This window comes from Candidatus Omnitrophota bacterium, assembly GCA_023227985.1.
Classification (GTDB): Bacteria; Omnitrophota; Gorgyraeia; order Gygaellales; family Profunditerraquicolaceae; genus JALOCB01.
Map to the genome: position 1 here is coordinate 22312 of JALOCB010000008.1, position 24712 is coordinate 47023.

Annotated in this window: 26 protein-coding genes and 1 tRNA gene; 2 read left to right on the plus strand and 25 right to left on the minus strand. The window is 49.7% G+C overall.

The window, feature by feature from the left end; genetic code table 11:
• Positions 1-127 precede the first annotated feature (127 nt).
• The 16 genes from ribF to M0R35_02955 all read right to left on the minus strand — a co-directional run bounded on the left by ribF (position 128) and on the right by M0R35_02955 (position 13152).
• A complete protein-coding gene (gene ribF / locus M0R35_02880) occupies positions 128-1036 on the minus strand; it encodes a riboflavin biosynthesis protein RibF (protein MCK9594604.1) in 909 nt (302 codons plus the stop codon).
• Positions 1020-2009 carry a bifunctional oligoribonuclease/PAP phosphatase NrnA gene (locus tag M0R35_02885; GenBank protein MCK9594605.1) on the minus strand — a complete coding sequence of 330 codons (990 nt, stop codon included), beginning with the start codon at positions 2007-2009 and terminating at the stop codon, positions 1020-1022. Before M0R35_02885 ends, ribF begins: the two co-directional genes overlap by 17 nt.
• Positions 1999-2379: a 30S ribosome-binding factor RbfA gene (gene rbfA / locus M0R35_02890; protein MCK9594606.1), complete on the minus strand. Its 381-nt coding sequence runs from the start codon at positions 2377-2379 to the stop codon at positions 1999-2001. The genes M0R35_02885 and rbfA overlap by 11 nt, the downstream gene beginning before the upstream one ends.
• A 14-nt stretch (positions 2380-2393) precedes the next feature.
• Positions 2394-3680 carry a hypothetical protein gene (locus M0R35_02895; GenBank protein MCK9594607.1) on the minus strand — a complete coding sequence of 429 codons (1287 nt, stop codon included), beginning with the start codon at positions 3678-3680 and terminating at the stop codon, positions 2394-2396.
• The gene (gene xerD, locus M0R35_02900) at positions 3680-4567 is read right to left on the minus strand and encodes a site-specific tyrosine recombinase XerD (GenBank protein MCK9594608.1); all 888 of its coding nucleotides are present in this window, start codon (positions 4565-4567) and stop codon (positions 3680-3682) included. The genes M0R35_02895 and xerD overlap by 1 nt, the downstream gene beginning before the upstream one ends.
• Before the next feature lie 29 nt (positions 4568-4596).
• Positions 4597-5202, minus strand: coding sequence for an MBL fold metallo-hydrolase (locus M0R35_02905; GenBank protein MCK9594609.1), 606 nt, complete (start codon positions 5200-5202; stop codon positions 4597-4599).
• On the minus strand, positions 5199-5741 hold the full coding sequence (locus tag M0R35_02910) for a hypothetical protein (protein ID MCK9594610.1): 543 nt from the start codon (positions 5739-5741) through the stop codon (positions 5199-5201). Before M0R35_02910 ends, M0R35_02905 begins: the two co-directional genes overlap by 4 nt.
• Positions 5738-7729 (minus strand): NAD-dependent DNA ligase LigA, encoded by a 1992-nt coding sequence (ligA, locus tag M0R35_02915; GenBank protein MCK9594611.1) that lies wholly within the window; start codon positions 7727-7729, stop codon positions 5738-5740. Before ligA ends, M0R35_02910 begins: the two co-directional genes overlap by 4 nt.
• A gap of 1 nt (position 7730) precedes the next feature.
• Positions 7731-8003, minus strand: coding sequence for an acylphosphatase (locus tag M0R35_02920; GenBank protein MCK9594612.1), 273 nt, complete (start codon positions 8001-8003; stop codon positions 7731-7733).
• A gap of 276 nt (positions 8004-8279) precedes the next feature.
• Positions 8280-8354 (minus strand) — tRNA-Pro (locus M0R35_02925).
• 49 nt (positions 8355-8403) lie between these two features.
• Positions 8404-8985, minus strand: a complete 582-nt coding sequence (locus M0R35_02930) for a riboflavin synthase (GenBank protein MCK9594613.1) — start codon at positions 8983-8985, stop codon at positions 8404-8406.
• Positions 8985-10052, minus strand: a complete 1068-nt coding sequence (gene ribD / locus M0R35_02935; protein MCK9594614.1) for a bifunctional diaminohydroxyphosphoribosylaminopyrimidine deaminase/5-amino-6-(5-phosphoribosylamino)uracil reductase RibD — start codon at positions 10050-10052, stop codon at positions 8985-8987. Before ribD ends, M0R35_02930 begins: the two co-directional genes overlap by 1 nt.
• Positions 10053-10077: 25 nt before the next feature.
• Positions 10078-10902 (minus strand): PHP domain-containing protein, encoded by an 825-nt coding sequence (locus M0R35_02940; protein ID MCK9594615.1) that lies wholly within the window; start codon positions 10900-10902, stop codon positions 10078-10080.
• On the minus strand, positions 10899-11315 hold the full coding sequence (gene nusB / locus M0R35_02945) for a transcription antitermination factor NusB (GenBank protein ID MCK9594616.1): 417 nt from the start codon (positions 11313-11315) through the stop codon (positions 10899-10901). The genes M0R35_02940 and nusB overlap by 4 nt, the downstream gene beginning before the upstream one ends.
• Position 11316: 1 nt before the next feature.
• Positions 11317-11784, minus strand: a complete 468-nt coding sequence (gene ribE, locus M0R35_02950; GenBank protein ID MCK9594617.1) for a 6,7-dimethyl-8-ribityllumazine synthase — start codon at positions 11782-11784, stop codon at positions 11317-11319.
• A 174-nt stretch (positions 11785-11958) separates the two neighbouring features.
• Positions 11959-13152 (minus strand): bifunctional 3,4-dihydroxy-2-butanone-4-phosphate synthase/GTP cyclohydrolase II, encoded by a 1194-nt coding sequence (locus tag M0R35_02955; GenBank protein MCK9594618.1) that lies wholly within the window; start codon positions 13150-13152, stop codon positions 11959-11961.
• Between the two features lie 394 nt (positions 13153-13546).
• On the opposite strand from M0R35_02955, the gene M0R35_02960 reads away from it, so the two are divergent.
• Together M0R35_02960 and thpR are read left to right on the plus strand one after the other, a co-directional pair.
• On the plus strand, positions 13547-14017 hold the full coding sequence (locus tag M0R35_02960; GenBank protein MCK9594619.1) for a CinA family protein: 471 nt from the start codon (positions 13547-13549) through the stop codon (positions 14015-14017).
• 125 nt (positions 14018-14142) lie between these two features.
• Positions 14143-14718, plus strand: coding sequence for an RNA 2',3'-cyclic phosphodiesterase (thpR, locus tag M0R35_02965; protein MCK9594620.1), 576 nt, complete (start codon positions 14143-14145; stop codon positions 14716-14718).
• A 134-nt stretch (positions 14719-14852) separates the two neighbouring features.
• Here thpR and M0R35_02970 read toward each other — a convergent pair whose 3' ends face one another.
• From M0R35_02970 to pilM, 9 genes are all read right to left on the minus strand, one after another.
• Positions 14853-15302: a phosphatidylglycerophosphatase A gene (locus M0R35_02970; protein MCK9594621.1), complete on the minus strand. Its 450-nt coding sequence runs from the start codon at positions 15300-15302 to the stop codon at positions 14853-14855.
• Between the two features lie 2 nt (positions 15303-15304).
• Positions 15305-15883, minus strand: a complete 579-nt coding sequence (gene pgsA, locus M0R35_02975) for a CDP-diacylglycerol--glycerol-3-phosphate 3-phosphatidyltransferase (protein ID MCK9594622.1) — start codon at positions 15881-15883, stop codon at positions 15305-15307.
• Positions 15867-17129, minus strand: a complete 1263-nt coding sequence (locus tag M0R35_02980) for a MiaB/RimO family radical SAM methylthiotransferase (GenBank protein ID MCK9594623.1) — start codon at positions 17127-17129, stop codon at positions 15867-15869. The genes pgsA and M0R35_02980 overlap by 17 nt, the downstream gene beginning before the upstream one ends.
• Entirely contained in the window at positions 17129-17944 is an 816-nt protein-coding gene (locus M0R35_02985; GenBank protein ID MCK9594624.1) for a DUF4115 domain-containing protein, read from the minus strand. Before M0R35_02985 ends, M0R35_02980 begins: the two co-directional genes overlap by 1 nt.
• Positions 17945-17946: 2 nt before the next feature.
• Complete coding sequence (locus M0R35_02990) at positions 17947-20148, minus strand: DNA translocase FtsK (GenBank protein MCK9594625.1); 2202 nt, start codon at positions 20146-20148, stop codon at positions 17947-17949.
• Positions 20145-22232 carry a polyribonucleotide nucleotidyltransferase gene (gene pnp / locus M0R35_02995; protein MCK9594626.1) on the minus strand — a complete coding sequence of 696 codons (2088 nt, stop codon included), beginning with the start codon at positions 22230-22232 and terminating at the stop codon, positions 20145-20147. The genes M0R35_02990 and pnp overlap by 4 nt, the downstream gene beginning before the upstream one ends.
• A gap of 65 nt (positions 22233-22297) precedes the next feature.
• The gene (rpsO, locus tag M0R35_03000) at positions 22298-22567 is read right to left on the minus strand and encodes a 30S ribosomal protein S15 (GenBank protein MCK9594627.1); all 270 of its coding nucleotides are present in this window, start codon (positions 22565-22567) and stop codon (positions 22298-22300) included.
• A gap of 98 nt (positions 22568-22665) precedes the next feature.
• A complete protein-coding gene (pilO, locus tag M0R35_03005) occupies positions 22666-23235 on the minus strand; it encodes a type 4a pilus biogenesis protein PilO (protein ID MCK9594628.1) in 570 nt (189 codons plus the stop codon).
• Positions 23235-24704, minus strand: a complete 1470-nt coding sequence (pilM, locus tag M0R35_03010) for a pilus assembly protein PilM (GenBank protein ID MCK9594629.1) — start codon at positions 24702-24704, stop codon at positions 23235-23237. Before pilM ends, pilO begins: the two co-directional genes overlap by 1 nt.
• Positions 24705-24712 lie beyond the last annotated feature (8 nt).

Below are 24712 nucleotides of genomic sequence, written 5' to 3' on the forward strand. Positions count from 1 at the left end.
CTTTGTAGCATAAGTATAGAAAAAAATGCCTTTTATGTCAAGATAAATATTTTACTAAATTAATGCCATACAACAGTTAGTAGTGCTTATTCTGCGGCAACTACGGGTTGTATAGCCGGGCGCGGCCCTATCGGCGGGTTTTTGCTGCGCGGATGTCTTTTTCGATCTGCCTCGTCAATTCCGGGATACCGGAGAATTTCCGCTCTCCCCTTATCTTACGGACAAACTGGATCTCCAGGTCTTTCTTATAGATATTTTTGTGGAAGTTGAATATGTGGACTTCGATATTCCTGTATTTTTTCTTTCTCTCGCTGCGGACAAAAGTGGGTTTTTTGCCGATATAACAAATGCCGTTCAATACATTGCCGCCATAGACGACCTTTACCGCGTAAACCCCGGCCGGGGGGACAACTTCATGATGCGGATTGATATTAGCCGTAGGCCAGCCCATTTTAGTGGCCAACCTGGTTCCGCGGATCACCCTGCCGAAGACACTTACCGGGCGCAGGAGCAGGCGCTCGGCGGTCTTTAATCTTCCTTCGGAGATCAGCCTGCGGATATTGGTGCTGCTTACCACACGGTTATCGGTCCGTATAGATCTAAAAGCCCGGACCCGGAAACCGTAAAGCCTGGCCGCTTTTTTCAGATCAGCGATGCCGCCTCGGGCGCCTTTGCCGAAACGGAAATTATTCCCCACGCATACGTAACGGGCCCGGATCTTATCCGCAAGGATATCCCTTATGAATTCCTCATATCCCATCCGGCTGAAATTCCGGTCAAACCGTATCACCGCGCAGACCTCGATCCCCAGCCCTTCCATTATCTTCAGGCGGTGTTGCAATGAATACAGGCTTTCCTGTTTCTGGGGATGCGGCCAAAAAGTGAGGACCATGCTGGTCCCCGAGGTCCGCCGGGCTATATGCACGGCCTCCTTAAGGATCATCCTGTGGCCGCGGTGCAGCCCGTCGAACACCCCGACGGCGACCACCGGCCTGCGGTAGTTCTTAAGGCTTTTCAGGTCATATAAGGTTCGCATCGGCCAAAGCTGATTTTATCTTATTGAGGACTTTTCTTTTGATCTCATCCATAGGCCCTTTGACGGTCGCGCCGCTGGCGGTCTTATGACCGCCGCCGCCGAAGTAACCGGCGATCTTATTGACGTCGATCTTGCCCTGGGACCGGAAATTCACCCGGACCTCTCCGCTCGATTTCAGGTTCTCCTTGAAAAGGGCAACCACCTCCACCCCCTTCAAGGTGCGGCCGAAACTCAAGATACTCTCCGACAGGTCAAAAGAAATATTCCTATGCTTTTTCAACAGCACCCCGGGGATATCGAACCAGATGACCTTGCCGTCATTCATTGTCCGCATTTTCGGCAATATCACGGTCAAAAGCTTCAGGTCTTCAAGCGGGATGCTCCCGTAGATATGCTTATAAACCCCGGCGACATCGATGCCTCGGGAAATAAGCTCCGCGGCCATCAGATGGGTCGAAGGATCCGTGTTTGAATACCTGAATGAACCGGTATCGGTGAGCAACCCGACGTATAAGAATAAAGCCTCGGATTTATCTATGCGCACGCGCATCTCTTTATATAACCGGTAAACCATCTGGCAGGAACACGCGGCCTCAGGCTCGACCCAGTTCACTTTGCCAAAACCGGCGTTGCTGATATGGTGGTCGATATTAAGCACCTGCTTATTACCGCCATTCAACGACTGGACCTGGCCGGTCCGTTTAAGGTCTGAGCAATCCAAAGCGACAAAACAATCGAATTCCGGCGCGGGCATATTCATCCGGAACCTTTTGATCGCGGCTAACCCCGGCAGGAACGAATATTCTTCTGGAACGGGTTCGTCAGTGAACATAACCGAGGTCTTCTTTAGCTTCTTTAACAGGAGGTAAAACGCCATCTGCGCCCCTATGGCGTCGCCGTCCATATTGGAATGCGTGGCAATCAGGAATTTATTGTTCCTCCTGATCATTTCAACCGCTTTCTTAAGACTCATCTTTCGCCTCTTTCTCTTCATCCTTGCGGCTGTCCATCTCCTTGATCTGGTCCAGCACTTCCTGAATACGCATGCTGTACTGGGCCGACCTGTCCTGCCTGAAGATGATCTCCGGGGCAAAACGCAGCTGGATCCTCTCGGCGATCAGGGTGCGGATGAGACCCAGCGCGCTATCCAGGGCTTCCTGTGTCTTTTTGGCCTGGGCCTCATCGCCCAGCACGCTGTAAAATATCTTGGCATTGCGCAGATCATCGCTTATATCCACTTCGGTAATGGTGATAAACCCCAGCCTGGGATCCTTTAATTCCTTCTGGATTATGGAACACACCTCTTTCTGGATCGCATCCTGCACCTTTTCTTTTCTCGGCATTAAACAGCCCCTTTCTATTTATCCTTCTTTAACTTTTTAAGGAATCTCATCTCATCTTCCCTGCCTTTCAGCCGGCCGTTCAATTTTTCGTTTAAAAGCTCGCGGAAGATCTTCTGAAAATGCGGCCCGGGAACAAACCCCAGGTCTTTCAAATGCCGGCCGCCCACCGAAAGGTTGGTCCCGTTATACTTATGGAAAAAATCTTCGATGCGCCTCTGCGCCAGCCTATCCCGGCAGCAGGCCTTTATTAAAAGTATGGCCTCGTAACTCAAGGACTCCAACATATGGAAGACATCGCTGGGCAGGAGTTTTTTTCTGCTCAACTTGGCCAGTATATCGGCTTTAAGGGAAACAAAGCTGGCGATCCTTTTTTCCTCACCTTTGGAGAAAACAAACTTGCGGCAGATCCGGCTGGTAACGGCTTCGCTTGATCCGCCCAGCAAAGTCATAAGATATATCAGCCAGGCATCCAGCCGCCTGCGCCGGGGGAAATTCGATTCAAACCAGCGTATCTGCCTGCCGGCGCTGCGAAATAAATCAAGGGTGTCCTTTGAAAACGCCAATCCCGGGTCCAGAAAATCCAGCCCGGTTATTTCCTGCATCCTTCTGATCGGCTTCCAGGGCTCCTTTTCGCTCAGCATCAGGACCAACTCCTGGCGCAAACGCTGCGGTTGGACAACATCAAGCATATCCTGCTTCAAGGCTTTCCTCAAGCAGGACATCGTATGCGGCTCTATCCTGAAACCATACCTCTGCTCAAAGCGGATCGCCCGCAATATCCTGGTAGGGTCATCCACAAAACTGGCGTCATGGAGTATGCGTATAAACTTATGCCTGATATCGCGCTTTCCGTCGAACACATCCAGCAGCCTGCCGAAATCCTGGCGGTTCAAGCTGATAGCCAGGGTATTGATGGTGAAATCCCTGCGGATCAGGTCGTCTTCCAACAACCCTCTTTCCACCAAAGGAAGGCTCGCGGGATGCGGATATGATTCTTTCCTGGTGGAAGCGATATCCACTTTCAGAAGATGGCTTATATTGACCTTAGCGGTCCCGAACCTTTTATGGCAGACAACCTGGGCATTCATTCTTTTAGCAAAAGCCTCGGCGAATCTTATGCCGTCCCCTTCGAGGGCAATATCCAGGTCAAGGTTATCCACTCCCAAAAGCAGATCGCGGACAAATCCCCCTACCAGATAAGCCCGAGCCCCGCGATTGCCGGCGAGTTCTCCGGCCAATGCCATCACATCCTGCAGTTCTTGAGAAAGCTTTTTAAGATATTTTTCCATAGGATATTTCATTACGGCCGGGGATGATACATCCGGTGTATTGACTTAAGCCTGTCCTTATTTATATGCGTATAGATCTGGGTGGTCGAAATATTGGAATGGCCCAGCATCTCCTGCACCGAGCGCAGGTCAGCCCCTCTTTCCAGCAAGTGAGTTGCAAAGGAATGCCTGAGGATATGCGGCTTCATCGGCTTCTTTATACCGGCCATACGGGAATAAAGTTTGACGATCTTCCACAAAGATTGCCGCGATATCTTCTTGCCAAAACGGTTCAAGAACAAGAATTCCGATTCTTTTTTCTTAAGCAAGTTCCGCCGGCTTGAGGAGATATACCTTTCCAGGCTGATGACCGCTTTTTTCCCCAGGGGAATGATCCGCTCCTTATTACCTTTGCCGATACATCGCAAAAAACCGACTTCCTTGTTCACATTATCTATTCTTAGATTTACCACCTCGGATACGCGCATCCCGGTGGCGTACATAGTCTCTAATATCGCCCTGTCCCTTATCCCCTGGTCGTCGCGCAGGTTAGGCTGAGAGATCAACGCCTCGGCTTCATTTACCGATAATGTCTCCGGTATCTTCTGCCATAGTTTAGGGGAATCCACCAGGCTGGTAGGATCATTTTTCAGCACCCTTTCCCTGACCAGAAAACGGTGAAACATCCTTATCGCCGCCAGCCTGCGGGCGATGGAATTAGGCGCCAGGCCTTTATCCTTCTGAAAGAACATAAAATCCGTTACCGCACTGCGGTTGGCTTTAGAGAAGGCGTCTAAACCAAGCGACTTTAAAAATCCCGAATAAGTTACCAGATCATCCCTATAGGATATTATAGTATTCTTGGACAACCCCCGTTCCACTGAAAGATAATTCAAGAATGACTCTATAAGTTCATCCATATCAACCACTTTCAAGACCGGGTCTTGGGTTAATAATTTATCTTCTCGCGGCCGATAGTTGAAAAAGGCCCGTGCCCGGGATACACCGCTGTATCACCCGGCAGGGTAAAAAGTTTCTCCTTTATCCCTTCAAAAAGCAGACCGGCGTCTCCGCCCAGATCCGTCCGTCCTACGCCCTGATAAAAAAGGGTATCCCCGGTAAAGACCACTTTCTCCTGCGGCTTCCTGAGCAAAAGGGAAATACCGCCGGCAGAATGCCCGGGCGTATGCATTACCTCCAACTCCACGCCATCAAGGCCGATCAGGTCCTTGTCTTTAACTGTTCTAACCTGGGCTGCAACCTTGACCGCACCGGACAGAAAAACCGAAAAATTCAGTTTTGGGTCCCGCAACATCGCGGCATCCAGCTCGTGTATATATACCGGCACCCCGAAGGCGTCATCCGCGCCGATATGATCGAAATGCCCGTGAGTATTGATCACCATCCCGGCGGAAAGGTTATGCCTCTTGAGCGCGGCGCGGATCTTTTGCTCATCATCCCCGGGATCGATTATCACAGCCTTAGCGCCTTCTCCCGAGGCAAGCACGTAACAATTGACATCCATAGACCCGACGGTGATCCGTTCAAGTATCATCGCACATAATCCTTGATCCGGTGATACGAGAAAATCCGCAGGATATCCCGTTTCAACTTTTCAGCCCTCATCCGGTGCTGGGGTATGGACGCGTTATAAATATCCATGGATATCGCCGTTTCCAGATCCAGCAATTTCGTGATATACGCCCCCAACAAATCCTGCCTTTGCTGATCAAGCATATCCCGCATAGCCATAAGGTTTTTTATCGCTTCTTTCAGATTATCCGCCTGCCTCTTCCGGTTGGGGGTATCAGAGGTCAAGGAATCAATGAATTCGTTCTGCCAGCTTTCCCAGTATAGGCAATATTCCCGATAGATCTCCTCTTTGCTCCTTTGATCGTTGTTATACTGCTGAGGCTCAAGGACCATCTCTTCAGGTTTCAGAGGCTCTTTCTTGTGGCGGGTAAACTTACGGGAAAAAGACTCGCATCCGGAAAGGCCGGCGATAAAAAACATCCCGACAAACAGAAAAAGAAAAAGGCTTGCTATCCTATGCCCGCCCCTGAACCGCTTCAGTCTTTCGTTCATCTTATTCATTCGATCATCCCCCTGAATTCTTCATCGGTGATTATCCTTACCCCCAATTTTTCAGCCTTGGCGTATTTCGAGCCAGGGCCTTTACCGGCAACTACAAAATCCGTGGCCCTGCTCACGCTGGAAGACGGATTACCGCCCAGGCCGCGGACCAGCTCTTCAGCCTGATTCCGGCTAAGGCCTCTCAATTCGCCGGTAAAAACAACGCTCTTGCCGGAAAAAGGGGTGTTAGTCAAAAGGGCCTTCTCTTCCTTAAAATTAAGTCCGGACTCACGAAAACCCTTGATCAATCCTTGAGTCTCTTTCCGGGAAAAATAATCAACCAACGAAGCAGCGATCGCCGGGCCGACTTCATATATCCGCTCAAGCTCCTCTTTTTTCGCCGCGATCAGATCATCCAGTGTCCCAAACCGCTGCGCCAGGATATAAGCGGCCTTCTCTCCCACATGGCGTATTCCCAGGCCATAGACCAACCTTGATAAAGGCTTTTTTTTACTGGCCTTAATGGCGGCAAGAAGATTGTTTATTTTTTTGTCCTTGAATAAATCAAGCCTTGCCAGGTCTTCGGGTTTCAATCCGTATATATCATCCAGCCTGCGGACCAGGCCAAGGCTTACCATCTGACTGACCACAACCTCGCCCAGGCCTTCTATATCCATTGCCAAGCGAGAGGCAAAATGCAAGATCCCTCTTTCCAACTGCGCGGGGCAGAAAGGGTTGACGCAACGGTACGCTACATCATCTTCTTTTTCTTTTACGATCCTGCCCTTGCACGACGGACATTCAGTAGGCATCTTGTATTCAGCTTTTCCAAGATGTTCCACCACCTTGACCACTTTCGGAATAACATCGCCTGCTCTTTCGATCAACACACGGTCGCCTACTTTTATGTCCAGTCGTTTGATCTCGTCAAAGTTGTGCAGGGTCGCGTTCTTAATGACCACCCCTGCGCATTCCACATCTCTCAGTTCCGCAGTCGGGGTGATCACCCCGGTACGGCCCACGTTTATCTTGATATCCAGGACTTCCGTAGTAGCCTGCCTGGCGGGGAATTTGTAGGCGATCGCCCAACGCGGATTTTTCCCGGTCTCGCCGAGCGCGGCCTGCTGTTCAAAGCTGTTCACCTTGATCACTATCCCGTCGATCTCATAGGGCAGGGAATCCCGTTTGTCCTGCCACGAACCGCAAAAATCCAGCACCTCGGAAAAACTGCGGCATAAGCGCGTATTAGGATTGACGCGCACGCCCCAACTTTTGAGTTTATCGAAAAAACCCATCTGATCGGTTATGATCCCGTCCTGGTGGTCGCCGAGCGAGTGCCCGAAAAAGGCAAGCCTGCGCCGAGCCACTTCCGTCGGATCGAGCAACTTAAGCGATCCGGACGCGGCATTACGCGGATTGGCAAAAACATCCTCGCCGTTATCCGAGCGCTGTTCATTCATCTTGCGAAAATCAACCAAATCCATATACACCTCTCCGCGGATCTCAATCCGCCCGGGAAGCGCCTTGCCGGAAAGATGCCCGGGGATATCTTTAATGGTCAGGATATTTGCAGTCACGTCCTCTCCGGTCTGGCCGTCGCCGCGGGTAGCCCCACGGACCAATCTGCCGTTTTCGTAAGTGAGATTGGCGCTCAAACCGTCTATTTTCAGCTCAGCAACGAATTCCGGCCGCTGTCCATCAAGCCCCCTCAACACCCGTTCATGCCACTTTTGCAATTCTTCGAACGAATAGGTATTATCAAGAGAAAGCATCCGCTGACGGTGCTTTACAGCGGCGAATTCTTCTAAGGTATTCCTGCCTAACTTTACGGTCGGGGAATCAGGCGTGCGGTACCGGGGATATCTCTCCTCCATCTCGCGCAGCCTGCGCAAGAGGTCGTCGTATTCCTTGTCGGATATACTGGGCTTGGAAAATTTATAGTAAAGCTCCGCATGGCGCCGGATCTGCGCCTTGAGCTCTTCCATCTCTTGCCTGATCTTGCTATGCATATTAGAATTTTATATTGAAATCCTTAACGTCATCCGCGGCAGGTTCCCAGCTTATATCTACTTCTCGGATATACCGAAAGAAGCATTCTTTTATGTTATCCAGGAATTGCTTAAGGTCCGCCTCTTCGGCTTCGGCCAAAAGCTCCACCCGGCTGTCAGGCAGATTCTTGACCCACCCCCGGACGCCCAAACGGCCGGCGATATCCCTGACGGTGTAACGAAACCCGACACCCTGCACTTTTCCGCTGTAATACAGATGCGCTCTCTGGGTCATAATCAAATTCCATTTCTCCCGACGCGGGATGGCTAGAAAATCCCGGCCGGAACGCGCTCATTGCAGTTAAATTTTACCACAGATCAGGAGCAAAAGAAACGAGAAAATAGGTTCCGGCCAAAAAAAATCCCCACCTCTACAATAAACGCGTAGCGATGAGGATAATATCCCGCCTCTCAAGATGCGGCAAATATATTTGCCGCGCACGGCGGGATAAATTCGCGCATATAACTTACGTCACCCCTTACGGGGTTCCGTAAGTTATGCGCTCATTTATCGGGGCGACAGGACTTGAACCTGTGACCTCAACGTCCCGAACGTTGCGCTCTAGCCAAACTGAGCCACGCCCCGTGATGTGATAGTATAACAGACTTTTTCAGAATTGGCAATATCAGAAGTTTCAGGAAAGGACATCCGCCTTTTTTGCCAGTATGTCCAACTCTATGTTCACCTTATCCGAAGGCCCTTTAATGTTCAAGGTCGTATTCTTCAAAGTGTGCGGTATTACATATACGCTCACCAGGTTCGATCTTCTGGAAACGACGGTCAGGCTGATCCCGTCGATCGCGATCGAGCCTTTAGGCAAGACATACCTTGTTTGCTCAACGGGTATGGCTATAGCGAAACAAAGGTTATTCTCCACATAACTCTTCCTTCGGATCAGGCCGACGCAGTCTATATGGCCAAGCACAAAATGCCCGGACAATCTCTCGCCTACCTTAAGACTGCGCTCCAGATTAACCGCTTCGCTAATGCGCAAACCGCAGAGACAGGTATTTTTCATCGTCTGCGGCATCACCTCAAAACTTAACCTGCCTTTGTCGATCTTTACCACCGTAAGGCACACCCCGTTGACGGCTATACTATCGCCTATCCGGCTGTCCTGCCAGACAATGCCGGTCTCGACGGTCAGGAAACTGACATTGCCCCGCTTGGAGATATCGCTGACCCTGCCCAGTTCCTCGATTATGCCGGTAAACATTATTTTATATAACCTTCGATCAGCACATCTTCGGCGATATGGCGGTATCTTATATCCTTAAGCCTGATCGCGTTATCTATGCGGCCGATCCCCCGGCCCATCACCGATGTCGGGGCTTCTTTGCCGCCGATTATCTTGGGGCTGATGAAAAACAGCACCTTATCCACCAGCCCTTCATCGAACAATGAGCCGATCAATGTCCCCCCGCCCTCCACCAGTATATTGGTGATATTAAGCAGGGCCAATTTTTTCATCATATCCTTAAGATTGATCTGCCCGGATCTTTCCTTCACCTCCAGTATCTTTGCCTTTTCCGCCAGGCTCTTGCGGTTCTCGGTCTCTTGCCCGGGTTTTGCCGGCAGGGTAATGATCAAAACCTTGCCCTGGGCTGAAAAAATATTGGCGTCCGGCGGGGTGCTTAACTGGCTGTCCACTACCACCTTTACCGGCCGGCGTTTTGAGAACCACGTATCCAGCTTGGGATCATCCCGCAATACGGTATTCACTCCGACCATTATGGCGTCGTAATCCTGGCGTATTTTATGCGCGTAGGACCTGGATTTATCGCAGGTTATCCATTTGGAATCCCCGTTCCTGGTAGCGATCTTTCCGTCCAACGATTCGGCGACCTTTACCGTAACGAACGGCAGCTTTTTGGTGATGCTCTTTATATAAACCTCATTTATCCGTTCAGCTTCCTCTCCCAGGATCCCCAGCTCGACCTTTATATTATTCTGTTTTAGTATGGCTATGCCTTTGCCGTTGACCAGGGGATTGGGATCGACCATGGCAACGACCGCATGCTTTATCCCGCTTCTTATTATCTCATCCCCGCAAGGCGGGGTCCTGCCGTAATGCGCGCAGGGTTCCAGGGTAACGTATAAAGTGGCCCCCCTGGCCGCCGGACCCGCTTCATTCAAAGCGACCAACTCGGCGTGGGAAAGCCCGGCCTTCTCGTGATACCCTCCGCCGACCACCTTATTGTTCTTCACCACCAATGCGCCTACAAGGGGATTAGGCGAAGTCCTGCCTTTGGCCTTCAGCGCCAATCCCAGCGCCATTTTCATATAGTAAGAATGGTCTTTTAACATTTCAATCCGCTCTGGCTTTCGCCTCTTTTAATTTTTCGACCAGCTCATAAGGTATCTTCATCGCGCCCATATAAACATTGGGTTTCGACTTGCCGTGATAATCCGAGCCGCCGGTGACCAAAAGGTTCAATTTCTTTGCTGTATGCAGGTAAGAATCGACCATTGATCTGGTATGTTCCAGGTAATAGACCTCCAGCCCCATAAGCCCGTATTCGGCGAACCTGGGAATCAGGTCGTCCCTTCCCATGGAATACGGATGCGCCAGCACGGGGATGCCGGAGAACTTAAGGATCAAACCTATAGCCTCCTGCGGGGATAATTTAAAATTAGCCACATAAGCGGGGCATTTATCGCCTATGTATTTATTGAAGGCCTCATAGGTGGAATTAACCAACCCCTCTTTGACCATCGCCTGGGCGACGTGCAACCTGCCGACCGTGCCTATTGCCGAAAGATCGAAGACCTTTTCCGGGGCAAGGCTCAATCCCAGCGCCTTTAATTTATCGCAGATCCGGTATATCCGGTCGACCCGGTTTTTTTTCAAGAGCTGAAGTCTCTCCAGCAGGCTTTTATCCCTATGATCCAACAGATATCCCAGGAGATGTATCTCCAGCCCCTCATGCTCAGAGGTCAACTCGATCCCCGGCAAGACCTCTACCTGTCCGCCGGCGCTTGCCGCGATAGCCCTTTCCACCCCCTCGACCGTATCATGGTCGGTAATGGCTACAGCGGACAACCCGGCCTTGACAGCTTCAGCGATCAATTCTTCCGGAGTGGCAGTGCCGTCGGAGTAATTGGTATGGGTGTGCAGGTCGGCGGATCTCATTCAGGTCTTTCGGATTTTATCTTATCCAGTATACCGTTAACGAATTTGCCTGAAGCGTCCCCGGAATATTTCTTGGCCAGATCCACCGCTTCATTTATGGACACCTTGGGAGGGATGTCTTTGCGGAAGATCAATTCAAAACCCGCCATGCGCAATATATTCCTGTCCACCACCGCCATACGGGTAAGTTCCCAGTTAGTCGCGTACCCGGCGATCTTATCGTCAATCACCTTGATATGCTCCGACACCCCCTTGACCAGACCCTCGGTGAAGGCTTTTATTTCGTCGCTGATATCCTTTTCATGGTCCATCTTCCAGAAATTCTCAAGGGTCGCGTCATAACGCTCCTTGGTGATATCGATCTGGTAAAGGACCTGCAGGGCTAGTTCTCTTGAAAGGCTGCGTTTTCTCATTTTATTTTATCTGGCTTAAAAGATTGACCATCTCGATGGCGGATAGCGCGGCATCCCGCCCCTTATTGCCGTCCTTGGAACCTGAACGCTCGACCGCTTGCTCAATAGTGTCAGCGGTGATCAAACCGAAGATAACCGGCAGGGAATTATCCATAGAGACCTTGGCTATCCCTTTCGCCGCTTCTGAAGCGATAAAATCAAAATGCGGGGTCGATCCGCGGATCACCGTCCCCAAACAGATCACTGCGTCATAAGACTTGGCCTCCGCCATTTTCTGTGCCGCGGTAGGTATCTCAAAAGCCCCGGGGACCCAGGCAACAGTGATATCATTGTCTTCCACTCCGTGCCTGACCAGGGTATCCAGGCAACCGGCAACAAGCTCCTTGGTCATAAAATCATTGAACCTGGAAGCGACAACTGCGAATTTCTTCCCTTTTGAAACCAGACTTCCTGTTATTTCCTTTGCCATTTTTCACTCCTCCTGGTATACGTATACCACACCGGTGCATATTCCGATTGCACCGGGTGCCACTCGTCAAATACCACACCGGCACATATTCTCCGCCACAAGGCGGATACCGGCGTATTCAAATAACGCCGGGTGCTATTGCGCCGGGTGTAAATCATAGAAACACAACACCCATTAAATATCCAACTTATGCCCCATTTTCTCTTTTTTGGTCTTCAGATATATGTAATTATTCTGGTTAGGCTCGATCTCCAGCGGAACACGCTCCACCACTTTGAGCCCGTATCCTTCCAACCCTACGATCTTGCGGGGATTATTGGTCATCAACCGTATATTCTTTACCCCCAGTTCAGCCAGTATCTGCGCGCCTATCCCGTAATCCCGCAGATCGGGCTCGTAACCCAAGGCCTGATTAGCCTCTACAGTATCCAGGCCCTGCTCCTGCAACCCGTAGGCCCTGATCTTAGCCTCCAGGCCTATGCCCCGGCCTTCCTGTTTCATATACAGGACAATGCCTTTTTTCTCTTTGTCGATCATCTGCATAGCCTTTTTCAGCTGCCGGCCGCAATCACAGCGCAAAGAACTAAAAACATCTCCGGTAAGGCATTCCGAATGCACCCTGACCAGAAGCGATTCCTGAGACCACTCTCCCATAATCAAAGCTACATGGGTCTGGCCGTTGGTCAGGTCGCGGTAAAGGATCAATTTATAGTTTCCGCATTCCGTGGGCAGGTTCACTTCGGAAACACGCTCGATCAATTTTTCCGAGCGCCTGCGGTATTCTATAAGATTGGCGATAGAGCCGATCTTCAATTTATGCTTCTGGGCAAACTCCCGCAACTGAGGAAGCCTGGCCATAGACCCGTCATCGTTCATTATCTCGCAGATCACCGCCGCCGGGTATAATCCGGCTATCCGCATCATATCCACGGAAGCCTCGGTATGGCCTGCCCGGACCAAGACCCCACCCTTGCGGGCCTTTAACGGGAAAATATGCCCGGGTTTGGAAAGTTCTTCCGGCTTTGCGGACGGATTGATCAGGGTTTCAATGGTATGCGCCCGGTCAAAAGCGGATATCCCGGTGGTAACCCCTGAGGCGGCATCCACAGAGATCATCCAGGCAGTCGAAAACGGGTCTTTCTTGTTAGCCTGCATCGGATCCAGCTTAAGCTGATTAAGCCGTTCTTCTTCCATCGGCACACAGATCAGACCGCGGCCGTATTTGGCCATGAAATTTATGTACTCAGGCTTGGCGAAAGAAGCGGACATGATCAGGTCGCCTTCATTTTCGCGGTCCTCGTCATCGACGATAATGACCATCAGCCCTTTTTTAAGATCCTCTATTATTTCCGCGGTCGAATTGAACATATCCCTCCATAAAATAATAAGCCCGAAGGCAATCTTCGGGCATAGTTTATTTTATCCATCTTCTTCCATCTGGACTATCGCGCAGAAGCAAGACACCAATCTGACATCTTAGATTGGGTGTCGACATTCAGCGTTATACCCGTCCGAACCGGCACCGGACGGTATGCTGCTTCTGCTGCACCATCGGCCCCGGAATCACACCGGATCTGCGAGCGCTGAAATTTAAGCGCCTGCTCGCGGGCTATAACACCAAGACCTATAATTGATGGATTGGTGTGCGCCTTTGCGCGACCGCCGGTCAGGAATCACACCTGGCCCTGAAGATTTAATGTGCTTAAGTATAAACTAAAACTCTTTTCTTGTCAAGGGCTTTAAAAATACCTATAATAATCCCATGGAAACTATTATCCGGCAAACAAATAAATACCTGATCAAAAACCGCAAGACCTTATCTGTAGCCGAATCCTGCACCGGAGGGCTTTTCTCCTTCCTGCTCACCTCTTTACCAGGCAGCTCGAAGTATTTTAAGCTCGGGGCAGTAGTTTACAGCAACCAGGCAAAACACGATATCCTGGGCATTCCCCTGGCTTTGATCAAAAAACACGGCGCGGTTTCCCAGGAAGTTGCCGAGGCAATGGCACACGCTGTGCGCCGTATCGCTAAAACCGATTATGGTATCGGGATCACCGGCATTGCCGGGCCTTCCGGCGGAACCAAAATCAAACCAATAGGCACTGTCTTTATCGCGGTAACTTTCAAGAACGGATATATCTGCAATCAATATTGCTTTAAAGGAAACCGCAGCCTGATCCAGCGTCAATCAGCCCTGGCCGCCCTTCATTTACTACGTAGACGTTGTAGCTAACTTCCTGATAATATTAGGTTTACAAATAAATGTTTTATGAGGTAAATCGCAAGCTCGAAACTAATGAAAACATTTATTTGTAATTACTTTACTCACAACGGGTTGCGTACAACGTCTACAAGGATATGAGAGCATTTATAGCGATAGAGCTGCCTGCGGAGATCAAGGAATATTTAAGCCGCATACAGAATAAGTTAAAAACCTGCCAGGCTGATATGAAATGGGTTAAACCACAGAATATCCACCTTACCCTGAAATTCCTCGGAGAGATCAACGCGGAGCAATCAGATCAAACCGCTTCCCTACTAAAAGAAACCGCTGATAATAATTGTTCTTTTATAATAAGCCTGGCCTTGCTTGACGCATTCCCGGGAATAAATGCCCCGCGCATAATCTGGTTAGGGATTGATCAGGGAGAACTCCCGCTAAAAAAAATCGCCGCGGATCTGGAAGACGGATTGACAAAGATAGGCATCCCTGCGAAAACACAGCCTTTTTCCGCGCATATAACCCTGGCCAGGAACCGCTCCTGCTTTAATCAACAAGCCCTGGTTGGCGGAATAGCCGGTTTGAATAACAAACTAAAGAACGAAAAACATGAATTTACCGCGAATAAACTCACGCTTTTCAGAAGCACACTAACCCCGCTTGGCCCGATCTATGAAGCCCTGCAAACATTACCCTTAGGGAACAGTTGTTAATGCTCACTAATCAGGTAACTCTTTTGGTATATTATGATAGAAACAGCCTATTTACAAGAAACTGAATTCATTTTGGCAATGACGTGTTTGTAAGTTCAAGGGGGATAATAGATTAGAGAACGAGGAACCGTCCCCTATTTCAAGAGGCGGAATACGATTTGAAGGATAAAATTGGCATAAATTCCGGCGACAATATCATCGGTCATTATGCCTACGCTGCCATGCAGCTGCTGCAGCTTTCCGGCGGGATAAGGCTTAAGGGTATCCAATATGCGGAAAAGGACAAATCCGATGATAACCGCCCAGGGGCTGAAAGGAACGAATAATAAGCTTAAAAGCATTCCCGCCACTTCATCAATGACCACGACCTGCGGGTCCTTCCGTCCATATATCTTTTCAGTATAACCGCTGAGCCAGAATCCCAGGAATAAAAACAAAGATATGGCGCCGATAAACAACGCCGGGTTATCCTTTACCAGGAAATACACCGCGACCCCGGCGATGCTGCCGAATGTCCCGGGGACCAAAGGCAGATATCCCGCCCCGAAAAAAGTAGCAACTGTCTTGATCAGGAAATTACGCATCTTTAGATATTGGCAATGACCTTGCGGTTATCCCAGAGGTAGGAAAATCCGGAATATATGGTCAGGCCGACGATAAACCACATAAAGACATCGATCCCCTGGCGGAAGAATTTTTCCCAGGCCGGATTCCAGGTAGAGACATTAAGCATTACTTCCTTAAAAACTATAAAACCCAGGATCAGGAATATAATAACCATCTGGGAGAATGTCTTGTGCTTGCCCATCTTACCGGCGGACAGAACCTTGCTTTTGTTCAATGCGAACAGCCGGAAAGAAGTTATCAGTATCTCGCGGGACACGATAATCATAAACATCCAATCCTTGATCAGCTGCATCTGCACAAAAGCCGCGAACGCCGCCAGGACCAGTATCTTATCGGCGATAGGATCCATCAGCTTGCCGAAATCCGTGGACATATTCCGCTTACGGGCGATCCTGCCGTCCAGGTAATCGGATACTGCCGCGCAGATAAAAACCAAAAGGCTTATTATCTTTGGCCAAAGGCCCTGAAAAGATAGAAATATCATAAACACAAATGTAAGCGCTATCCTGAACATAGTTATTTTATTGGCGATGTTCATTAATTACCTCTCCCGTTAGATCATATTCCAGCGTATCTGTTATTTTTACCCTTACAAACTCTCCCGGCCTTAATTTTTCTTTTGACCTTATGTACACAAGGCCGTCCACTTCCGGCGCGTCATATTGGCTGCGCCCGAGATAGCAATCGTCTTTTTTCTCTTCTACCAGCACATCAATGGCCCTGCCCAGGAACTTCCGGTTTACCTGACAGGATATTTCCTGCTGGGCCGTCATTATCCTGTTAAAGCGCTCTTCCTTGACCCTGGCCGGGACCTGTCCCGGCAGTTTATAAGCAGGCGTGCCTTCTTCCCGGGAAAATGCAAAAGCCCCTAATCTTTCAAATTTCATCTCGCGGCAGAATTCCAGGAGTTCCTCGAACTCCTTATCTGTTTCCGAGGGAAAACCCACAATAAAACAAGTCCTCAAGGCGACATCCGGAATAGTCTTGCGGATCCGGGCGACCAGCCGTTCCATATCTTTTCTGGCTGTGCCCCGATTCATCAGTTTCAATACCCGGTCATTGATATGCTGCAACGGCATATCGATGTATTTGCAGACCCGGGGATTGTCCCTGATAAACTCTAAGAGGTCGTCGTCTATCCTGCTGGGATATAAATACAGCAGCCGTATCCAGCCGATCGAACCGGCATCCCGGACGATCTTCTTTAAAAGAGCGGTCAATCCTGATTTATTTTTCGGCCCTAACCCGTAACCGGTGATATCCTGGCCGATTATATTGATCTCCGATAGCTTTTGGGAATTCCACTCCCGGACTTTTTTCAGTATATCCGCAGGAGAAAGGCTCTCAAAATCCGGTTTGATCTTAGGGATTATACAATAACTGCAGTTATTTATGCAGCCTTCGCATATCTTAAGATACGCGTAATGCCCGGGAGTAAGGCTGAACCTGGATTTATCCGGGCTAAGGCGCACCCTGCCGACAAAAGCGTCCACTTCCGGCAATTCAGAGCGTAATTTATCCGCGTAGCGCTGGCTGAGGCAGCCGCAAACAATGATCTTTCTTAAACGGCCGGATCTTTTTAATTCGATCAGGTCCAGGATCGCGTCGATGGATTCGGATTTAGCGTCCTGAATGAAAGCACAGGTATTAACTATGGCTATATCCGCTTTATCTATATCCACGATGGGATATCCGGACAAATTCAGCCTGCCAAGCATCCCTTCTGAATCAACCAGGTTGCGCGTACAGCCCAAGCTTAATATCCCGATCCGGGCCTTTGCCATCAACGTCCGATCTTAAGGCCGTTCTTGGTAATAACGATATCTTTTAGGACCTGGTCCCTCCTGCCCAAAGTGGGGATGACCTTGCCGTTTACTTCCAGGCGCACCCCTCCGGCAGAACCCAAGAGCAGTTCGATCTTATCTTTCGCTTTCCAATTTTCATCCCTGCCTTTTTTCAGGATGCTCTGGAAAACGGTTTTGCCGTCGATCTTTGCCTGCACCCAGCAATCTTCAAGCGCGTGCAAACCGGCCCTTAATTCCGAATCCGCGCTGTTATTAAAAGCGATGCTTCCCTGGAATTTAGCTTTGGCCGCCGGGCTCACAGCTGCGGGCTTAGACTTGGCCGCTTGCGCCGGTTTCCTTGCTGGTTTCACCCTGGCATGCACGGTCGCTTTATTTTTCTTCGACCATCCGGAAATCCGGGCAGCCGTAGATCTTACAAGATTAAACAGGCCTATAACCAGGAATATAAGGATTATAAAAGATACGATCGATACGATCAACCTAAGATTGAACGCTTTTTCCGCCCCGGATGATTGTTTAAGATAACCGCGGTCTTTTTTACCTTCCGGATCAGACGGCTTGATCGTCACCCTTGCTTCTTTATAACAAGGGATATAATCTTCAGGGCTTACGCCGAGGCATTGGCAATACAGTTTAAGGAAGCCTTTTATATATATCGGATTGAGATTGACAAAATCATCGTCTTCTATGGATTTAAGTATATCCAGGTGGATCTTGGTCTTATTATGGACGTCTTCAATGGATATACCCTGTTCCAGCCTTTTTTTCTTGAGCTTCGCGCCAACCGATTCCATAATTAACCTGCTTGTTTGCCCGGCATAACCTGATTCTTCAGCCACTCATCCCGATCCACCAGCAGCCTCCTGGGCTTGCTTCCCTCGTAAGGGCCTACAATACCGTCCTCTTCCATCATATCGATCATCCGGGCGGCGCGGGTATAACCAAGGCGCATCCTTCTCTGCAATATCGAAACAGACGCCTGATTGCTCTCGATGACCACCCGGACCGCCTCGTCATAGAGATCGTCTTTCTCGGTGCTCACGCTGCCTGATCTGGACGGATCTTTTAATACCTCTTCATTATATACCGGTTCAGCCTGCGCCTTTATAAAATCGACTACTCTTTCAATCTCCTTATCCGTGACCAAAGCGCCCTGCGCGCGGACAATCTTCGCGTCCTGAGGCTTGAGAAAAAGCATATCCCCTCTGCCCAGCAGTTTATCCGCTCCGTTCATATCCAAGACTGTCCTGGAATCAACCTTGGAAGCGACTTTAAAAGAGATGCGCGCCGGAAGATTTGCCTTGATAACGCCGGTTATTACGTCGACAGACGGCCTCTGGGTAGCTAAAACCAGGTGGATCCCCACTGCCCGGGAAAGCTGGGCCAGACGGGTAACCGCGCTTTCAACCTGGTCGCGGGCGACCATCATCAGATCGGCGAATTCATCGATCAAAACGACTATATAAGGCATCCACTCCTTAGGCTGTTTTTCATTGTAGGCGATAATATTGCGCGCCCCGGCTTCAGCCAGAAGGCGATATCTATGCTCCATTTCATTGACCACCCAATTCAATACCCCGGCGGCTTTTTTGGATTCGGTAACCACAGGGCAAAGTAAATGCGGCAGTCCGTTAAAAGGCGCCAGCTCCACCATTTTCGGGTCGATCATCACCATCTTGAGTTCATTGGGGGAACACTTCCAAAGCAAGGATAGGATCACTGAATTGACGCATACGGTCTTACCCGCTCCGGTAGTCCCGGCTATTAAAAGATGCGGCATCTGGTCCAGATAGCCGACCACCGGAGCGCCGGCAATATCCTTACCCAGTGAAATAGTCAATTTTGACTTCGCGTCCTGGAACTCCTTCGCGGCAAGCAACTCTTTTAGGTAGACCAGGGTGCTTTGCATATTGGGAACCTCCACCCCGACCCTAGCCTTGCCCGGAATAGGAGCCACGATCCTGACCGACTGCGCCTTCATCGCCAAAGCGATATCATCGCCTAAAGCGACTATGCGGTTAAGCTTGACCCCGGGAGCAGGCTCGAGTTCATACCGGGTTATTATCGGCCCGCGCTCGATATCCGTGACCTTGACCGCGATCCCAAAATCCTCCAGCGTATCCTGCAGGACACGGGCATTATTGGTCAAGTCCTCTTTTATCTGCCTGGCCTCTAAAGGCGGCGGCGAATCCAAAAGGTCCAATCCGGGCAAACGATAATCCCCGATCAACACCTCTTTGGGTCTAGGCTTAGGGTTTTCAGAAGCGGGCTTATCCGTTTCGGCCTTGATCTTCACTTTCGGTTTTATGATACCCGGCTTTTCTATCGCCTCTTCAGCGAGGTCAACGGGCTTAACCTCGGCGATCCGGGGCTTTATGATCTTATCCCGAAGCGCTTTTTTCCCTGAGATGATCTTTTTGATCAACCCCTGGCTTTCGGATCTTTTCTTCCAGAAAGGAACAAACACGAGTTTAGCCTTATCCACCGAATTCACCAGAAACGTGGAGATCATTATCTCGGTCACCAGCGCCAACGACAAAAGTATAAGTGTGATAAAAAGGATATACCCGCCGAGCTGCCCGAAATAGTTATTAATGAACCGCGAGATAATGAAACCCAAAAAACCGGCGTGGTAGAAGCTTACCGAGGCGTCTTTTATGATGATCAAACCAATAAGCGAACCGCAGGAAACAGCCAAAAGTCCCAGTCCGATCATCCGGGGGATACTTAAATAGGGGGGGTCATTCCTGAAGAGCTTTATCCCTGCCCAGAGCAGAAACAACTGCATGATAAAACAGGCCCATCTGCCGAAAAAAAAGATTATTATCCAACCCAGATAGGCGCCGAAAGTCCTGATCAAATTATGCGGGGGGACATTGGGGTGCGAAGAATGGAAACCGAGATCATTAGGGTCAAAAGATAAAAGGCTGGCTAGAACAATAAGCCCTGCGGCAACAAGAAGAATGCCTTTAAACTCATTGATCCTCTTCTCTTTCACTTTTTGTCGGTTTCTTCTGCTTTTTTCTTGCTGAGGTTGATCCTGCCTAATTCATCTATCTCAACCACCTTCACTTTGAATTCATCTCCGACCTTTACCACGCTGTTCACATCCTTGACGAATTTCTCCGCCAATTCCGAAACGTGGACCAGTCCCTCTTTACCCGGCGCTATCTCGCAAAAAGCCCCGAAGGTAGTGACCCTCTTGACTTTCGCCGGATATATCCTGCCCACTTCCACATCGTCGGTGATCGCCTTGATCATCGAAATAGCGGCCTGGGATTTATTCACGTCGTTGGAAGCGACCAAAACAGTTCCGTCATCATCTATATCGATGCTGGCGCCGGTGGCCGCGATGATCTGCTTAATGGTCTTTCCGCCCGGACCGATGACCGCGCCGATCTTCTCGGTATTGATCTTTATCTTATCGATCCTGGGCGCGTACACCGATAAGGCGCTGCGCGGCTTTTCAAGGCACGCGGTAATCTTATCCAGGATGAAAAACCTGGCTTTTTTGGCCTGGGACAAAGCGTTCTTGAGCAGCTCCAGGTCTATGCCGTCGATCTTAAGGTCCAGCTGCACCGCGGTCATGCCGGTCTTGGTCCCGGCGACCTTAAAGTCCATATCCCCGAAATGATCTTCCACTCCGGCGATATCGGTCAGGATGACCGCTTTATTCCCCTCCTTGACCAGGCCCATAGCTATGCCGCTTACCGGTTCTTTGATCGGTACGCCCGCGTCCATCAAGGAAAGACTGGCCGCGCATACCGTGGCCATGCTCGAAGACCCGTTTGATTCCAGTATCTCGGAAACAACCCTTACAGTATAAGGGAATTGCTCTTTAGTGGGCATTACAGCCAACAAGGCCCGTTCAGCCAGAGCGCCGTGCCCGATCTCCCGGCGTCCGGGACCGCGCATAGGCTTGGTCTCGCCAACGCTGAAAGGCGGAAAACAGTAATGCAGCATAAAATTCTTGTATTTCTCCCCTTCCAGGGATTCGATCATCTGCTCGTCATCTCCGGTACCCAGCGTGATCACTGCCAGGCTCTGGGTCTGTCCGCGGGTAAAAAGCGCGGAGCCATGGGTGCGCGGCAGGAACGACGCCTCACAGCTTATCGGCCGGATCTCTTCGAAACCGCGCCCGTCGACGCGCACCTTATCGTCCACGATCATTTTGCGCACTTCCGCTTCTTCAACTTCAACCAAAGCCGTTTTTATATCCAGGTCCGAAAAGCCCTCGGCGGTCAGAGAAGCCTGCAGCTCTTTCGATAAAAGCTCTATACCGTCTTCCCGGTCCTCTTTCTTGGTTAACTTATAAACCTGGCGTAAACGCTCCATTGCCAGGCCCTGGACCTTTTCCATCAATGCCGGGTCGATCTTTTTATACGCCGGTTCGATCTTGGCTTTGCCGAATTCCTTGGCGAATTCTTCCTGAAAACGGATAATATCCTGTATATGTTCATACGCGAATTTAACCGCGTCAAAGTAGACCTCTTCCGAGACCTCTTTACACTTTGATTCCAGCATGACCACGCCTTTTTTATTGGCTACCACGATCAAATCAAGGTCGGAAACGCTGGTCTGGGCATAGGTGGGATTCAGGATAAATCCCGATTCATTCCTGGCTACCCGGCAGCAGCCTATCGGCCCGGCGAACGGTATATCGGAAATGCAAAGGGCGGCTGACGCGCCGTTAACGGCCATTATATCCGGGTCATTTTCCGCGTCGCTGGACAAAACCAGGGCCACTATCTGAACCTCGTTCAAAAAACCTTTAGGAAAAAGCGGACGGATAGGCCTGTCGATAAGCCGGGATGTCAATATCTCATTCTCCGACGGCTTGCCTTCACGCTTAAAGAAACCGCCGGGGATCCTTCCCGCGGCATATGTCTTTTCCTGGTATTCCACGGTCAAAGGAAAGAAATCCTGGCCTTCCCTGATCTTAGCGGACACGCAGGCAGTGACCAACACAACGGTACCGCCGTATTCCACCACGACCGAACCATTGGCCTGTTTAGCCACCTTACCTGTTTTAAGATTGAAATCCTGGTCCCCGAATTTAATGCTCTTCGCGTTTTCTTTCATAATCATCCTATTCTTTCTAAGGCTTCTTGATGTGCTCTGTTGGCGAGGATATAAAGGTATGGCAGCTATTTCCTCAGATTAAGTTTGTCCAGGAGTTCCTGGTATTTAGTGCTGTCTTTCTTCTTAAAATAATTAAGAAGCCGGCGGCGTTTCCCGACCAGGACCAAGAGCCCGCGGCGGGAATGGAAATCTTTCTTATGAAGCTTGAAATGATCAGTTAAAAGATTGATCCTCTCAGTCAAAAGCGCTATCTGCACCTGCGCTGATCCGGTATCCTGATTATGTCCTTTAAAACTATCGATTATTTTTTTCTTCTTCTCAACGACTAAAACCAATCTTGTCACCTCCTTAATTAACTTCTTTTGGATCCATTATATGTTATTTCCCGGCTCAAGTCAATAGCTTCCTCAGGCCGATTACTGATTATAGCATATTATTCGGACTTTAACAGAATTATTTTTGATATCAAAAGGCTGCATTTCAAGGTATCGCTTTCTTTGGATTTAACCGAGATCTGCATTTTTTCGGTCTTCAGGAGCTTCTTGGATGTTTCAATCGCGTAAATGAATTCGATAAGGCGCCTAAGCTCGCCCTCGCAATTCAGGGTAACCGTGTATTCCTTGGAGGTAGCGCTCTGCTTGACCGTACCGGGCTTCATATCCAAAAGATAAACCGTGGATTTATTAGCCAGGGTCTCCACCTCCTTCATTAAGGAAGACATCTCCTCCTCGGCCGAGCCCTCCTTGGTAAAGAAAGACCTATATTGGGCGCTTTCCAGCTCAATGCGCTCTTTCTCTCCCAATATGCGCAGATCCACCTTTATTGCCGCCTCTTTCTCCGTTATCTGCTTATCCAAAGACTGCAACTTTGAGGAAATAGGGGCGATTATCAGCCGGTCGAACAAAGCCATCAGGACAAATATCCCCGCGGCGTAAAACTTCATTTTATCGCGCTTAGGCAGATGCGCCAGGAACGCGTATATATCCTGTATCTTTTTCATCATCAATGCCCCGCCACTTTCTTCAACAGGCAATTGATCTCAAAATCGACGATATCCTTGCCCGCCTCTTTCCTTTTGGTGGTATATTTGGTCTTGACTTCTTTAAAATATTTCGATTTGGCCATGCTGTCGACAAAGGAAAATACCGTAGACATCGATAATGCCGTACCTTTTGTGGTCAGCCTGCCCTGCTCGTCAGCCCGGATATCGCTGAATTCCAGGTCTTCCGGCATGATCTGGGATAATTCCCGGATCACTTCCAGCAGGCTTCCCTGACCGGAAAAATACTTGCGCATGGTATTTATGCCGACCAGTTCCTTTTCCAGCTTAAGCGTATCCTTGTTCAACGATAGGTATTTATCGTTCAACACGTTCAGGTAAGCGCCTTTAAAATATATCCTGGTCAACATAATAAAGAAAACCAGCGTGAACGCTGCCAGGAAAAGCATCCCCACCAGAGCAAGATCCCTTCCCCGCTGTTCCAAGACCTGCTTTAATTTCAATTCCTCCGGAATAAGGTTGACTTTTACTTCATCGCAGGCCAAGAGCCCGCAGATCAGGCTGAATAAAGAATAATCCTTTTCTTTCGCGATGAAATCCTGGACAGCCGGTGAAGACACTATGCCTTTCGCGTAAGAGACGACCTTTACCGGCAGGCCGAACGCCTCCCCCAGGATATTCTCAAAGTCCGCGACCCCTTCTACCGCGCCCGAGATAAAGAGCCTTTCTACATTGCGCTCTATATCCTCGTTCTGATATGCCTCCAGGGATTTACGCACCTCTTCGCTGAACTTGACCAGGCTTTTCTCGTTATCGCTGACCAGATGCTGCCTGCCGATAGGTATAGACCTGACGAATATTACCCTGCCTTTAAGAATAACATTGAAATCGGTAAAATCCGAATCGATATGGATGAGCCCCACAGGAGCGCTGTGCGATTCCAGCCTCAATATCCTGTTTGACGCCCAGGCCAGCCCCTCCGGGGCAAAGAGCACTTTTTTTATCCTTAACCCGGCCTTTTCCAGCATCTCCAGCTGTTTCCGGACTATCTTGGAATTAATGATGACCATAAGTATCTTGGTGTAATTTTTCTTATAAACGCCGATATCGATATGATCGACGATGACCTCTTCGCGCGAATAAGGGGTATGCCGTCCCGCCTGCAGGCTGATGATCTCCTTTATTTCCTGGGGATTGACCGACGGGACTTCAATATTCTTGGTGATCACCACCTGGGATGAGATCACAGTGATGATCTCAGGGGCCCTGGCTTTAGTTCCGGAGTAAAAATCAAGTATAGCCTTGACGATATCGGCGTCAGCCAGACCGGTCGTCGGCACGATCTTGACGCTGACCAGCTCTTTCTTCTGCCGGCTCATCCGCATAAAACATAGTCTCAGGGTATTGACGCTGAAATCTATGCCGACCACCTCGCGGATCTTCGCCCCGAAAGGGCTCTTTATATTCCTCATTGGACCAT

What these genes read in the sequence shown, in the direction of transcription:
- ribF (MCK9594604.1), bottom strand. Translation starts at nt 1,036, where the DNA reads ATGCGAACCTTATATGACCTGAAAAGCCTTAAGAACTACCGCAGGCCG.
- M0R35_02885 (MCK9594605.1), bottom strand. Translation starts at nt 2,009, where the DNA reads ATGAGTCTTAAGAAAGCGGTTGAAATGATCAGGAGGAACAATAAATTC.
- rbfA (MCK9594606.1), bottom strand. Translation starts at nt 2,379, where the DNA reads ATGCCGAGAAAAGAAAAGGTGCAGGATGCGATCCAGAAAGAGGTGTGT.
- M0R35_02895 (MCK9594607.1), bottom strand. Translation starts at nt 3,680, where the DNA reads ATGAAATATCCTATGGAAAAATATCTTAAAAAGCTTTCTCAAGAACTG.
- xerD (MCK9594608.1), bottom strand. Translation starts at nt 4,567, where the DNA reads ATGGATGAACTTATAGAGTCATTCTTGAATTATCTTTCAGTGGAACGG.
- M0R35_02905 (MCK9594609.1), bottom strand. Translation starts at nt 5,202, where the DNA reads ATGATACTTGAACGGATCACCGTCGGGTCTATGGATGTCAATTGTTAC.
- M0R35_02910 (MCK9594610.1), bottom strand. Translation starts at nt 5,741, where the DNA reads ATGAATAAGATGAACGAAAGACTGAAGCGGTTCAGGGGCGGGCATAGG.
- ligA (MCK9594611.1), bottom strand. Translation starts at nt 7,729, where the DNA reads ATGCATAGCAAGATCAGGCAAGAGATGGAAGAGCTCAAGGCGCAGATC.
- M0R35_02920 (MCK9594612.1), bottom strand. Translation starts at nt 8,003, where the DNA reads ATGACCCAGAGAGCGCATCTGTATTACAGCGGAAAAGTGCAGGGTGTC.
- M0R35_02930 (MCK9594613.1), bottom strand. Translation starts at nt 8,985, where the DNA reads ATGTTTACCGGCATAATCGAGGAACTGGGCAGGGTCAGCGATATCTCC.
- ribD (MCK9594614.1), bottom strand. Translation starts at nt 10,052, where the DNA reads ATGAAAATGGCGCTGGGATTGGCGCTGAAGGCCAAAGGCAGGACTTCG.
- M0R35_02940 (MCK9594615.1), bottom strand. Translation starts at nt 10,902, where the DNA reads ATGAGATCCGCCGACCTGCACACCCATACCAATTACTCCGACGGCACT.
- nusB (MCK9594616.1), bottom strand. Translation starts at nt 11,315, where the DNA reads ATGAGAAAACGCAGCCTTTCAAGAGAACTAGCCCTGCAGGTCCTTTAC.
- ribE (MCK9594617.1), bottom strand. Translation starts at nt 11,784, where the DNA reads ATGGCAAAGGAAATAACAGGAAGTCTGGTTTCAAAAGGGAAGAAATTC.
- M0R35_02955 (MCK9594618.1), bottom strand. Translation starts at nt 13,152, where the DNA reads ATGTTCAATTCGACCGCGGAAATAATAGAGGATCTTAAAAAAGGGCTG.
- M0R35_02960 (MCK9594619.1), top strand. Translation starts at nt 13,547, where the DNA reads ATGGAAACTATTATCCGGCAAACAAATAAATACCTGATCAAAAACCGC.
- thpR (MCK9594620.1), top strand. Translation starts at nt 14,143, where the DNA reads ATGAGAGCATTTATAGCGATAGAGCTGCCTGCGGAGATCAAGGAATAT.
- M0R35_02970 (MCK9594621.1), bottom strand. Translation starts at nt 15,302, where the DNA reads ATGCGTAATTTCCTGATCAAGACAGTTGCTACTTTTTTCGGGGCGGGA.
- pgsA (MCK9594622.1), bottom strand. Translation starts at nt 15,883, where the DNA reads ATGAACATCGCCAATAAAATAACTATGTTCAGGATAGCGCTTACATTT.
- M0R35_02980 (MCK9594623.1), bottom strand. Translation starts at nt 17,129, where the DNA reads ATGGCAAAGGCCCGGATCGGGATATTAAGCTTGGGCTGTACGCGCAAC.
- M0R35_02985 (MCK9594624.1), bottom strand. Translation starts at nt 17,944, where the DNA reads ATGGAATCGGTTGGCGCGAAGCTCAAGAAAAAAAGGCTGGAACAGGGT.
- pnp (MCK9594626.1), bottom strand. Translation starts at nt 22,232, where the DNA reads ATGAAAGAAAACGCGAAGAGCATTAAATTCGGGGACCAGGATTTCAAT.
- pilO (MCK9594628.1), bottom strand. Translation starts at nt 23,235, where the DNA reads ATGATGAAAAAGATACAGGATATATACGCGTTCCTGGCGCATCTGCCT.
- pilM (MCK9594629.1), bottom strand. Translation starts at nt 24,704, where the DNA reads ATGAGGAATATAAAGAGCCCTTTCGGGGCGAAGATCCGCGAGGTGGTC.